The organism is Psychrobacter halotolerans (genome assembly GCF_039680845.1).
Lineage (GTDB): Bacteria > Pseudomonadota > Gammaproteobacteria > Pseudomonadales > Moraxellaceae > Psychrobacter.
Window position 1 is genome coordinate 141,270 of the sequence record NZ_JBDKWD010000001.1, and the last position, 12,833, is coordinate 154,102.

At 45.5% G+C, this 12,833-nt stretch carries 10 protein-coding genes; 6 read left to right on the plus strand and 4 right to left on the minus strand.

All coding sequences use genetic code 11. The annotated features are described in order from the left end of the window. The first annotated feature begins 148 nt into the window (after positions 1-148). The 5 genes from gcvT to AAJP47_RS00615 all read left to right on the plus strand — a co-directional run bounded on the left by gcvT (position 149) and on the right by AAJP47_RS00615 (position 6,748). Positions 149-1,345 carry a glycine cleavage system aminomethyltransferase GcvT gene (gene gcvT / locus AAJP47_RS00595; RefSeq protein ID WP_346715974.1) on the plus strand — a complete coding sequence of 399 codons (1,197 nt, stop codon included), beginning with the start codon at positions 149-151 and terminating at the stop codon, positions 1,343-1,345. Positions 1,346-1,418: 73 nt separating this feature from the next. Further along, on the plus strand, positions 1,419-1,799 hold the full coding sequence (gene gcvH, locus AAJP47_RS00600; protein WP_346715975.1) for a glycine cleavage system protein GcvH: 381 nt from the start codon (positions 1,419-1,421) through the stop codon (positions 1,797-1,799). A 228-nt stretch (positions 1,800-2,027) separates the two neighbouring features. Further along, entirely contained in the window at positions 2,028-2,786 is a 759-nt protein-coding gene (locus tag AAJP47_RS00605) for a nitroreductase family protein (protein WP_346716548.1), read from the plus strand. 49 nt (positions 2,787-2,835) lie between these two features. Next, complete coding sequence (gene gcvP / locus AAJP47_RS00610) at positions 2,836-5,733, plus strand: aminomethyl-transferring glycine dehydrogenase (RefSeq protein ID WP_346715976.1); 2,898 nt, start codon at positions 2,836-2,838, stop codon at positions 5,731-5,733. 328 nt (positions 5,734-6,061) lie between these two features. Then, the gene (locus AAJP47_RS00615) at positions 6,062-6,748 is read left to right on the plus strand and encodes an esterase/lipase family protein (protein ID WP_346715977.1); all 687 of its coding nucleotides are present in this window, start codon (positions 6,062-6,064) and stop codon (positions 6,746-6,748) included. Positions 6,749-6,766: 18 nt separating this feature from the next. On the opposite strand, the gene AAJP47_RS00620 is transcribed toward AAJP47_RS00615, so the two are convergent. The 4 genes from AAJP47_RS00620 to AAJP47_RS00635 form a co-directional block, all read right to left on the minus strand. Further along, positions 6,767-8,068: a ribonuclease D gene (locus AAJP47_RS00620; protein WP_346715978.1), complete on the minus strand. Its 1,302-nt coding sequence runs from the start codon at positions 8,066-8,068 to the stop codon at positions 6,767-6,769. Between the two features lie 120 nt (positions 8,069-8,188). Then, positions 8,189-8,782, minus strand: coding sequence for a recombination mediator RecR (recR, locus tag AAJP47_RS00625; RefSeq protein WP_346715979.1), 594 nt, complete (start codon positions 8,780-8,782; stop codon positions 8,189-8,191). A gap of 96 nt (positions 8,783-8,878) precedes the next feature. Further along, positions 8,879-9,208, minus strand: a complete 330-nt coding sequence (locus AAJP47_RS00630) for a YbaB/EbfC family nucleoid-associated protein (RefSeq protein ID WP_025651278.1) — start codon at positions 9,206-9,208, stop codon at positions 8,879-8,881. A gap of 269 nt (positions 9,209-9,477) precedes the next feature. Further along, positions 9,478-10,752, minus strand: coding sequence for an O-succinylhomoserine sulfhydrylase (locus tag AAJP47_RS00635; protein ID WP_346715980.1), 1,275 nt, complete (start codon positions 10,750-10,752; stop codon positions 9,478-9,480). Positions 10,753-11,163: 411 nt separating this feature from the next. Between AAJP47_RS00635 and AAJP47_RS00640 the strand changes: the two genes are divergently transcribed. Further along, the gene (locus AAJP47_RS00640) at positions 11,164-12,813 is read left to right on the plus strand and encodes a phospholipase D family protein (protein WP_346715981.1); all 1,650 of its coding nucleotides are present in this window, start codon (positions 11,164-11,166) and stop codon (positions 12,811-12,813) included. Positions 12,814-12,833 lie beyond the last annotated feature (20 nt).

Sequence of the window (12,833 nt, forward strand, 5' to 3'; positions counted from 1 at the left end):
CTGTTTGGCTGACGGCTTTATATGTATTTTCTGTACCACCCTTTGATGTGACATTGCACCCTGCCATGTTGCCTCTCACGACTATGATCATGCACATCAGCCTTGTACTTATAAGCAAGTGCGACTGATGTACACATAAGGATTTGTTATGACTGATATTCAAGACACCAATTCTCAAAACACGCAACACCAAACTCCGCAACGTACGCCTCTTTATCAGTCTCACGTCGATAGTGAAGGCAAAATGGTGGATTTTTCTGGTTGGGAATTGCCAATCCATTATGGCTCACAAATTGAAGAGCATGACGCCGTGCGTACTGATGCTGGCATGTTCGATGTGTCACACATGGTGGTCACCGATATCAAAGGTAGTGATACCAAAGCATGGCTACAAAAGCTGCTGGCCAATGACGTTGATAAATTAAAAACCACGGGCAAAGCGCTTTATTCTGGCATGTTGAATGAAGAAGGCGGCGTTATTGATGATTTGATCGTCTACTTAATGAATGATGATGCCACTGAGTACCGTATCGTCTCAAACGCTGCTACCCGCGATAAAGACATGGCACAATTTCATAAGGTTGCCGAAAGCTTTGATATCACCATCACTGAACGTCCAGAACTTGCTATGCTGGCGGTTCAAGGGCCAAATGCTATCGAAAAATTGGCGCAAGCTAAGCCAAGCTGGGCCGATACATTATCAGGACTGAAACCTTTTGTTGGTGCTGACTTGACTGACATCGAAGGCACTGATTGGTTCGTGGCGCGTACTGGCTATACTGGTGAAGATGGCGTCGAAGTCATTATGCACGGTGATGACGCCCCAGCCTTCTTTGAGCAATTAAAAGCCAACGGTATCAAAACTGCTGGTCTTGGCGCACGAGATACCTTACGTATGGAAGCTGGCATGAACCTATACGGTCATGACATGGATGAAACCATCAGTCCTTATGAGTGCAACATGGGCTGGACGCTTGCCCTAAAAGATGATCGCGACTTTGTGGGTCGTGACGCCTTAGTCAGCAAACGCCAGCAGTCAAAAGATGACAACACAGCGATGAAACAGGTCGGTCTTCTCTTGACATCTCGCGGCGTCTTGCGTGAAGGCATGACCGTCACCATCAACCAAGGCTCAGACAATGAGCAAACGGGTATCATTACCAGTGGCACCTTCTCCCCTAGCCTAAAAAACTCAATTGCTATTGCTCGCGTACCTGCCAGCGTCTCAGAGGATGACAGCGTGCAAGTCGATCTGCGCGGTAAAGGTAAGTTCGTTGATGTACGCGTGCTGAAGCTACCGTTCGTTCGTAATGGCAAACAGCAATTTGACTCACAAGCATTATAAACTCTATTATTAGCCTGCATTCGTTAGTGTTTACTATTTTGTTAAATCACCTCTATCATTTCGGAGAGAAACCATGAGCAACATCCCAGCAGAACTAAAGTACATCGCCAGCCACGAGTGGCTACGTTTAGAAGACGACGGCACTATCACCGTTGGTATCACTGACCATGCACAAGACCTGTTGGGCGATGTGGTGTTCGTTGAATTACCAGACGTCGGTGACGTGATCGCTGTTGATGATGAAGTCTCAGTTGTTGAATCGGTTAAAGCCGCTTCTGACGTTTATGCACCCATTTCAGGCGAAGTGGTTGAGATCAACGAAGCATTAGAAGACGATCCTGAAATCATCAACTCTGACCCGTACGGCGCAGGTTGGTTCTTCCGCATCAAGCCTGACAACATCGCTGATTATGAAGCGCTGATGACCGCTGATGAGTACGAAAACGAGCTGTAATATCGCTGTTTGTTCAATCGAAACCTTATCTTGTTAATGTCTCACTATGATGGATACTAGCATCAGCTGGTATCTATCCTCTCTTATTTAAAATGAGTATTGCCTAATTGCTTACGCTCGGCTGCTATCTACTTTATTCGTATTACTCACTTGTCAGACTATATTATTGCAGAGATGCAAGCGATAGTGACTCAAGTGGATCATTCAATTCCCAGTATGGATCCTAATATGAACGCTGACATCGATAATAAAAACAGTATGGCAACGCCTGCTCATACACCGCAATTGCAAGCGTTTCAGGAAATAGTAGAATCGCGCCGTTCCGTACGCCGTTTTACGGACACTCCTATTCCTGATGACGTATTGGCAGACTGTCTGCGTCTGGCCATGCTAGCGCCAAACTCTAGCAATTTACAGCCGTGGGAGTTTTATGTCATTGATAGTACAGACAGTCGCAAGCAAGCGGTAAAAAACTGCATGAATCAAAATGCCGCAAAAACCTCAGCTCGCCTCATTGCCATCGTTGCTCGTACCGATATTTGGCACGATCATGCGGAACAAATTTTGCGCGAATATCCGGATAAGCCGGTGCCTAAAAAAGTCAAAGACTACTACACCAAAGTCGTTGCCATGGATTTTTTGCGTGGTCCAGCTAATGTGGTATCTGCCGCAAAATGGGGCGCAACACAGGTAGTCAGACGCGTCAAAGGGCCGATCAAATCGCCTTATTATACCTTTGAAGATGTCAAAAACTGGGCGACCAATAACACCGCGCTTGCCGCTCAAAACTTAATACTGGCACTGCGCGCACATGGCTTTGATAGCTGTGCCATGGGCGGCTTTGATGAGCCTGCCATGAAGCGACTATTAGGTTTAGGTGACGACCACCACATTATTATGATGCTTGGTGCGGGCGAGCGCGCTGATAATGGCATTTACAACACACAATTTCGTTTTGACCAAGACCAATTCGTGCATTACGTATAGGTCATTATTTCAGTTAATTCCTTTATTACTCCCTTAACCAAGGACTGTCATGACTATCTCCCAAAACCCAACGTTTGATACTTTTCAAGGCTTATTTAACGAAGCTGAATTTGTTTATCGCCACCTCGGCTCCAATGACACCAAACAAGCTGATTTGCTAAGCGCTGTTGGCTATCAAGATATGGAAAGCTTCATCAATGACACCGTACCTGAGCCAGTACGTTTACACAAAGCGTTGGACTTGCCAGTAGCCATGAGTGAGCATGCCGCACTTGCCAAACTACGTACCATGGCAGATGACATTACGGTCAATAAAAGCTATATCGGTCAAGGCTACTCCCCTGTCCGTATGCCTGCGGTCATTCAGCGCAACGTACTTGAAAACCCAGGTTGGTACACTGCTTACACACCTTATCAAGCAGAAATCGCTCAAGGTCGCCTAGAAGCGCTACTGAACTTCCAGCAAGTGTGTATTGATTTGACTGGTCTGGAGCTGGCGGGTGCCTCATTACTAGATGAAGCCACGGCTGCGGCAGAAGCCATGGCAATGTCAAAGCGTGTGAGCAAAAGCAAATCCATGCAATTCTTTGTCGATGACCGCGTATATCCACAGACGCTAGATGTCATCAATACTCGTGCCAAATATTTCGGCTGGGAAGTCGTGGTTGGTGATTTTGAAACCGCAAAATCAGGCGATTATTTCGGTGCCTTGTTTCAATACGTCGGTGTTGAAGGTGATGTTAAAGACTTAACCGATGTCATCGCAGCGGTAAAAGAAAACAAAACCTACGTCAGTGTCGTCAGCGACATCATGAGCTTGGTCCTATTAAAGTCACCAGCGGACATGGGTGCAGACGTGGCATTAGGCAGCACTCAGCGTTTTGGTATTCCAATGGGCTTTGGTGGTCCACACGCCGCTTATTTTGCATTTTCTGATAAAGCCAAGCGCTCAGCACCTGGTCGTATCATTGGTGTCTCAAAAGACGCGCAAGGCAATACCGCGCTACGTATGGCACTACAAACTCGTGAGCAGCATATTCGCCGCGAAAAAGCCAACTCAAACATCTGCACCTCGCAAGTATTGCTCGCCAATCTGGCCGGTATGTATGCCGTTTATCATGGTCCAAATGGCGTTAAGCGCATTGCTACCCGTATTCATGCGTTTGCCACTGCCTTTGCCAAGGTTGTTAAAGAAGCCAACGATAGCAATCTAAACGTGGTACACGATCAGTTCTTTGATACGGTTGTCATTGATTGTGGCTCAGATAAACTAGCAACCCAAATATTTGAAAACGCAGACAATCTTGGCTATAACTTATGGCGTCTTGGCGAGCAAAAATTGGCCGTTGCCTTTAGTGAAACCAGTGATCAGCAAGACTTTAAAGTATTGACCCAATTGTTCGTTAATAAAACCCATGACCTACCTGAAACGGCCAGCGTATCACTCGATAGCGCTCATCTGCGTACGGATGATATCTTGACGCATCCTGTGTTTAACTTGCACCATACCGAGCACGAAATGCTCCGCTACTTGAAGTCGCTTGAAGACAAAGATTTGGCGATGAACCGTAGCATGATTTCACTTGGTAGCTGTACTATGAAGCTGAATGCGACCAGTGAGATGCTGCCAATCACATGGCCTGAATTTGCCAATGTGCATCCATTTGCCCCGCGCAGCCAAGTCACCGGCTACATTGCCATGATTGATAGCTTACAAGATCAATTAAAAGCCATCACTGGATTTGACGATGTGTCTATGCAGCCAAACTCTGGCGCGTCAGGTGAGTACGCAGGTCTGCTCGCTATCCGCCGCTATCATGAGTCGCTTGGCGAAACCAATCGCGATGTCTGCTTGATCCCTCAATCAGCACACGGTACCAACCCTGCCACTGCGATGATGATGGGCATGCAAGTGATCGTGGTCAAAACCGATGACAATGGTAACGTTGACATTGATGATCTAACGGCTAAATGTGAAGAGCATAGTGAGCGTTTGGGCGCATTGATGATTACTTATCCATCAACGCATGGTGTGTTTGAAGAAGGCATCCGTCATATTTGTGATCTTATTCATAAGCACGGCGGCCAAGTTTATATGGATGGTGCCAACATGAATGCACAGGTTGGCATGATGCAGCCTGCGGATGTTGGTGCCGATGTCCTGCATATGAACTTGCACAAAACCTTCTGTATCCCGCACGGCGGTGGTGGTCCAGGTATGGGTCCTATCGGTATGAAAGCGCATTTGGCACCCTTTATGGCAAACCATACGCTGAGCCCTGTGCATAACGCCCAAAAAGACTGCTCAGCAGTATCGGCCGCGCCTTATGGTTCAGCTAGCATCTTACCTATTTCATGGATGTACATCACCATGATGGGTAGTGACGGTTTGCTAAAAGCCACTGAACTTGCCCTATTAAATGCCAACTATGTCGCCGCTCAGCTCAAAGATCATTATCCTGTCTTATATACAGGTAAAAACGGCCGCGTGGCTCACGAATGTATTATCGATATTCGCCCGTTAAAAGAAGAGACTGGCATCACTGAAAGCGATATCGCTAAGCGCTTGATGGATTATGGTTTCCACTCACCAACGATGAGTTTCCCCGTCGCAGGTACTTTGATGATTGAGCCAACCGAGTCTGAGTCTAAAGAAGAATTAGATCGCTTTATCAGTGCGCTCCAAGCGATCAAAGCAGAAGCCTTGAAAGCCAAGGCTGGGGAAGACGGCTGGACGCTAGAAGACAACCCATTGGTGAATGCACCGCATACTGCGGCGATGATTACCAGTGAAGAATGGACGCACCCGTATAGCCGTGATACCGCAGCGTTCCCGCTGCCTTACATCCGTGCAAATAAGTTCTGGCCAAGTGTGGCACGCGTTGATGACGCTTATGGTGATAAGAACCTCATGTGTTCTTGCCCAAGTATCGAAAACTATATGTAATTACCGTTTTAGATACAGTCGATTTACTTTAATAAGAAGGCAACGCGGCTGGGATGAATTTTTTGAAGCCTCTGGCGTGTAAAGCACACAGCAAGCGTGAAAAATTGATACCAGTAGCGTACGATTTTGATAGTGTCCTTTTGTTTTGGACTGACTATAAACAAACGATAATTTATACGATAAAAACCTCCAAGTCAGCCGCTGACTTGGAGGTTTTGTTTTGTGCAAATTTTTTCTGTTTACTAGGGAAGTAACATCCTTAGTATTTAAATAACCTATTAAAGTCCAATATAATAAAAATACGCACTCATTTAATATGGAAGACGTCATGTCACAAAAAAACCGCGTCATTCTGGTACATGGTCTACATCAAACGCCTTGGATTATGAAAAAACTCGCCAGACGTTTGCAGTCAGCAGGGTCTGATACTTATCAATATGGTTATCGTAGTATGCGTGATGGTATTAACATAAACAGCGCACGTCTTAATGACTGGCTAACACAAAACCACGACCCAGATGCGCCAATAGACTTGGTTGGACATAGTTTGGGAGGATTAATTATTCGAGACTTTGTGACTCGATATCCCAAGTGGCACATTGGGCGCTGCGTTACGCTTGGGACGCCACATATGGGTAGCGTGTGTGCCGATTATATTTGGCGATTGACACCCATCGTGGTAGGACGCTCATATGTTGATGCATTAGATGGTACCGTAGCGCCATTACCGGATAACATCACGCTTGGCGTCATTGCTGGTAACTACCCTTACGGTTTGGGACAGTTTTTTTTGCAGTATCACAATCGCAAACGGCGTAAGGCGGATGAACCTTTATTAGAGCATCAGCTTGCCCATGACGGGACGGTTTACGTAGAAGAAACCAAAATTGAGTCAGCAACAGATCATATCGTTCTGCCCGTTTCGCATACTGGTATGTTGGTCAATAAACAAGTCGCCGAGCAGACCTGCTATTTTTTAGCACACGGGCAATTCAAACATGAAATACCTGATTAATAAACGTACGGCAACTCGTTAAACTCTGATACCCATGCCTTGTTGCAGCTCAATCTTATGTTTTTCGATGACGGGGATTAACGTGTGCATGACCCATTCATGACGCCAGCCCTTCAACCCTTGCGGCAAATGGCTAATATCTTGGTCAAAGGCAATCACTTCATACAATTGACTGAGCCACTTTTTACGCATCAACACATTGGCAGGTATGCCAAGCATCTTGGCGTGCTCATCAATAGCGTGTTGCACCGCTTTTGACAGGATTTTATTTTTTGAGCGATAAGGTGGCAAGAGACAAGCTGGATGTTCAGTAGGTGGTAAGCTTTTAGCTTCTCTAATCACTTTGAGCAACTCTTCACCGTACAATCGCAGCATGCTACGGTGTATTGTGGTTTTGTGCGCCAGCTCGCGCATACTGCTCGGTTTTTCTGTGATAATCTCACGCACCGCTTGTTTTTTGATAATGAAAGTACGCGGCTGATTGGTGGCACGCGCCAGCCCTTCCCGCCAAGTGGCAATCGCTTTTAAAATAGCCATTTGCTGTGAGGTATAGCGATAATCTGCCATTGTCAGATACATGGCGTCATCCTCGACATGCTGAGCCTCATACAAATCACTGGCATAGAGCTGACAATCTGCCCACACATAATCATAAAGACCTTGTGCTTTTAGCTTGGCCTCTAACTGTAAATACAAAGCTGGCAAAAACCGTACATCATCAATGGCATATCGCTCTTGCTCATCTGATAACGGCCGCTGCAACCAATCAGACTGGCTTTGCTCCTTATCAATGTGTGTCTCCAACTGATCGGCAAGCGCTTGCTGATAGCCCATTTGTAATTGACCCGTCAGATAAGACAGCGCAATCTGCGTATCAAAAATATTGGTGAGTGGCGGACAACCTGACAACAGATAAAAAATCCCCAAGTCTTCACCGCACGCATGCCAAATAGCAACGTCAACCTGACTTAACGCCTGCCAAAGCTCAGCCAATTGTAGCTGCGGCGCATCCAACAAATAGATATGATCGCCAGTGTTTAATTGCACCAATGCCAAACGCGGATAATAGGTATCGCGCTTAATAAACTCTGTATCCAATGCCACGCGACCACAAGTGGCCAACGCTTCAATCACCTCATCCAACTGGTGCTGCTCTCGCACCCAAGTTACGACCACCTCACTTGCAGCATTTAATAAGGCATCAATGTCTATACCTGAAGAGGTTTGGCCTGATTGAACGGATTGATCAGTTATGGCCTCCCCAGTAACATCAGAGGAGTCTTTTTTAAGGTTTGAAGCGTTGAGAGCACGATTGGACACGGGCAGATACCTGCATAAATAAAAGAAAATAAAACACGAAATAGCATCTTAATAAAATGGGATAAAAACAATAATGCCATTATAACCATAGTTTGCCATAAATTAAGCCCAACGTTGGTTTTATAAAAAGGAGCGGTTCTGTAAGGCTTGACCAAGTGTCATACTATCAAGGTATTCAAGCTCGCCGCCCATCGGTACGCCCTGCGCTAAGCGCGTGATTTTATTGACATGGCGACCCACTGCTTCACTGATGAAATGCGCGGTTGTTTGTCCTTCAACTGTGGTGCCTGTGGCGAGGATTAGCTCCTCGACAGGTTCTTGCTTGACGCGCCAAACCAGCTGATCGATGTTTAAGTCATCGGCGCTGATGCCATCAATGGGGGATAAATGACCGCCCAACACAAAATAGCGACCACGGTAGCCCGCGGTTTGCTCAATCGCCATGACATCGGCTGCCGTTTCAACCACGCACAATAGACCATCATCACGTCTTGGATCTTGGCATAGTGGACATACCTCTTCATCACTGAAGCTATGACAACGCTGGCATTCAACAATATCACGCATCGCCTCGTCAAGTGCTTGAGCGAGTGCAATGCCTTGTGGGCGTTTTTTGGTGAGCAAATGCAGCGCCATACGTTGGGCGCTTTTTTGACCCACACCCGGCAAGACACGCAGCTGTTTGACCAGCTGATCAAATTTGGCTGTCAGCAAAGTTACATCCTTTATTTGTAAACCGTAGCTATAAAAATGGGGTCGTATCGTGTCGATAACAACCCCATTCTGTCTTTAGCATAAAGTATTTAGTGCTTAAAACATGCCTTGCATACCTGGTGGCAGACCCATACCTGAGGTCGCGCCCGCCATGGTTTCTTCGTATAACTCGTCCGCTTGGCGAACCGCATCGTTGATGGCAGCAGCGATCAGATCTTCGATCATATCTGGCTCATCTTCTAGCAAGCTTGGGTCAATGGTCAAACGCTTGACCACATGACGACCGGTCATGGTGACCTTTACCAGACCACTGCCCGCTTCTGCTTGTACTTCTTTATTTGCCAGCTCTTTTTTGGCATTTTCCACGTTTGCTTCTACTTTCTTTTGCATGGTTTGAGCTTGTTGCATTAATGCTTGAATATTCATAGTTGCCTCTTTGTCTTTATAGTAATGAGTAATTATTGATTAGATAGTTATTGATTAAGTAATTATTGATTAGGTAATTACTGATACAGTCAGCTCAATATAAAAAAATACAGCGGGACTAGAACAAATTTTTTGTAGCCTCTGTCAGCGAAGACACAGCAAGCAAAAAAAATTTGTCGCAGTCACGCACTATCATGCTCGGTATTTATTTTGTTTAGTGTTGACTATAACGTAAAGTGAATCCGTTGACGGTGATTATACCGTTATCTTTACAAACTGTCTAAACCGCGCGCCAAATCTTTGATAATATCTTCCACGTCTTCCAAACCTACGGACAGACGAATTAAGCCCTCGTTGACACCAGCCTCTGCTCGCGCCTCAGCCGTTAGGCGAAAGTGAGTGGTGGTCGCAGGATGCGTGATCGTGGTTTTGGCATCGCCTAAATTGTTGGTGATAGAGACCATTTGCGTTGAATCAATCACATGCCAAGCAGCGGCTTTTTCATCGCGGTCATCAGTTGCCTTTACTTCAAAACCCATGATAGCACCATAGCCTTCTTTCATATGGTGTTGACGGGTGGCAAGCTCATGCGCGGCATGATCGCTCAAACCTGAAAAATGCACCGTGCTGACATTGGGATGATTAACCAAAAACGTAGCCACTTGATTGGCATTATGACAATGCGCTTGCATACGCAGTTTGAGCGTCTCAAGCCCTTTGGTAAACACCCAAGCGTTAAAGGGGCTCATGCTGATACCACCTGAGCGTACCACTGTAAACGCCTCTTGCATCAATTTATCACTACCCACCAACGCCCCACCAAGTACACGCCCCTGTCCATCTAAGTATTTAGTCGCAGAGTGAATGACAACATCCGCGCCCAAATCTAGGGGACGTTGCAGCGCTGGCGTGGCAAAGCAGTTGTCCACGACCAATAATATGTCATTGGCCTTACATAACTCACTTAAGTAATCGATATCACAAATTTGAGCCAGCGGGTTGCTTGGACTTTCACAATAAATCACTTTGGTATTTGGCTGAACGGCATTGGCCCAAGCGTCATTGTCAAAACAATCGACATAGCTGACCTCAACGCCATACTTGACCATATAATTGTTAAACAAACCAATAGAGGAGCCAAACAGTTGATTGGCCGCCAGTAGATGATCGCCAGCTTTTAGATATGCCAAGCACATAGTCAAAATTGCGCCCATGCCAGAGGCGGTGGCTACGGCACGCTCACCGTTCTCAAGCGCAGCTAAGCGACGCTCAAAAGTGCGCACACTAGGATTGGTATGGCGTGAGTAGACGTTTCCTGTCTTGGTGCCATCAAAATGTGCCGCGGCATCGGCGGCTGACTGATAGACATAAGAGCTGGTGGTAAAAATAGGTTCTGAATGTTCGCCCTCATCCGTGCGATGCTGACCTGCCCGTACGGCGATGGTCTGCATACCATAATCAAGCCCTAAATCTAAGGCATCGTTGCGCCAGTTTGGATCTAATGGGTTTGAATGATTCTCATCATGCGTTTGCGACTGGCTCATAAATATTCCATTGCTTTGATTGGTATTAATGTGACTGCTGTTAAAAGCATTGCTTATTTTTCTAATTATAAAACGAATACGCTAGCGTTATCATATCATGGCAACTTATTTTAGGGCGCGTCCTCATTTTAGAAATGGTAACAAAAATAAGATAAATTGAATTAAGAACGCGCTCTAATCAACGGACTTTAAAAAATTGGCAAAATAGAAGCGAAATTTTTTAAAAATAACGTATTTATAATAGGAAGAGGTAGCAACAACTGCTAAGCTTAGCGGCGATTTGAATTTTGCCTTAGGCGATATTATCATACGCCCCGTAATCAGTGCTATCATCTGTAAAAACAAGCCGTAACTACCTACGCGTTTTTAATAACTATTCATTAGATAAAGGCTCCCTAAGGTCATTCATTTATGTCGATGTTCAGTATAGAACCTAGTAACTTATCGTTGAGCCTAACACTTGGACTTAGCTTAGGTCTTAGTGGCTGCCAAAGCTTACCAAAGCAGCCCCATCTACCTGATAGCTTAGCCTTATCAGAACGTGTCGAAGCGTTATATCAGCAAGACAGTAGTCAAAAAGACGATACTAATGCAATCGATACTACTGGAATCAACAATACCGATTTGGTTGGCGCTATTAGCGAGCAGAACGATATTCATCCTGAGTTATCCGGCTATCATCCTATCGTGACGGGTGCCAATGCTTTTGCTTCTCGCAGTATTTTGACTGATATGGCCACACGCAATATTGATGCGCAGTATTATATCTGGCACGACGATCAAGCCGGTCAGCTACTGTTGAGAGATTTATGGAGAGCCGCTGAGCGCGGTGTCATTGTTCGCTTATTATTGGACGATTTTAATAATAATGCTGAATTAGACCAGCATCTGTTGCGCTTTTCTAGTCATCCAAACATTGCGGTACGTATCATCAATCCCATGGTTCATCGCAAGTTTCAAACCTTAAACTATGTCACAGGTTTGCCACGTATCAATCGCCGCATGCACAATAAAAGCATGACTTTCGATAAGCAAATCACCATTATTGGTGGACGCAATATCGGCAATGAGTATTTAAGCAATGACCAAAGCAGCCAATTTGCCGACTTGGACGTTTTACTTATTGGGAAAGTAGTCGCAGACATTGATAACAGTTTTGCTAGTTATTGGTCATCACCCTTATCGTTCGATATAGAAACGCTGGTTAAGCCTGACCGTACCGCACCCTCAGATTTTTTAGAGGGACTCGACAAGCTTGATAAAGAAGAAAAAAGCGAAGATAGCGAGGGTTTGACGGTTTATAGAAACGCTATTGAAGAGTCGACAATAGACAAAGATTTACTCAATAAGCAAGTGCCTTTTCGCTGGACAGACATGCAATTTTTGAGTGATGATGTGGGCAAATTGACCAAAAGTGTGTCCTCTGAGACCAATTTGGTGCATCAATTGCGTACCTTATTGGGCAGCCCAACTAAACAGCTGACCATTATCTCCTCTTACTTTGTTCCCACCAAAGACGGTGTCGATACTTTGATCGAATTGGCTGAGGCGGGTATCGATATCAAAATTTTGACCAACTCATTTGATGCCACTGACGTGACCGCCGTTCATTCTGGTTATATTCAATGGCGACCAAGTCTGCTGCGAGCAGGCGTTAAGATCTACGAGTTAAAATCAACGGCTTCTGAAGAAAAGCGCGAGAACAAACTCTGGAGAGCCCGTAGCCAATCCTCCACCAGCTTACATGCCAAAACCTTTGCCGTTGATGATTATCAAGTTTTTATCGGCTCTTATAATGTCGATCCTCGCTCTGCCAACATCAATACTGAAATGGGCGTGATTATCAATGACGATCAACTGGCGACCCAATTGCATGGGGCACTTAGCGACAATTTATTGACTCAAGCTTATGAAGTCAAGTTACTAGATAATGGCAAACTGCAATGGATTACCATGGAAAATGATAAAAAAGTGGTTTACGATTCAGAGCCACGCGTCGATGTGAGTGACCATATTTGGCTAACTATCATGTCATGGCTACCGATTGACTGGTTACTATAGTAAGCTCGGTATAAAAACGA